This window comes from Treponema endosymbiont of Eucomonympha sp. (assembly GCF_001028545.1).
Map to the genome: position 1 here is coordinate 1 of NZ_BBPW01000682.1, position 435 is coordinate 435.

Below are 435 nucleotides of genomic sequence, written 5' to 3' on the forward strand. Positions count from 1 at the left end.
AAAGCGGGAAGTTTCGAAATATCGCGGAGCGTTCGGGACGGGCACAGGACCAAGAGGGCGGCGGCACACTGGAAGCGCTGCGCAAAGAAGGGTATATGTAATGGAATGGAAACCAACTGACGGGCGCGGCGGCACGCCGGATATCGAATTGGAGCGAATGAATATCGTCATAACGGGACACGTTGACCACGGCAAGAGCACGCTGGTCGGCAGGCTCTTGGCGGACACGCTTTCGCTGCCCGAAGGCAAACTGGAGGCGGTGAAGGCTTCCTGCAAAAAGAACGGGCGGGTGTTTGAGTACGCCTTTCTGCTGGACGCGCTGGACGACGAGCAGAAACAGGGAATCACCATAGACAGCGCGCGGATTTTCTTCCGCAGCAAGGCGCGGGAATATATCATCATCGACGCGCCGGGGCATATCGAGTTTCTGCGGAA

General features: G+C 57.9%; 1 protein-coding gene. It reads left to right on the forward strand.

From position 1 onward, the window contains the following. Positions 1–100: 100 nt before the first annotated feature. On the forward strand, positions 101–435 hold a 335-nt coding region (locus AWU74_RS08605; protein ID WP_238580288.1), incomplete at its 3' end, for a GTP-binding protein.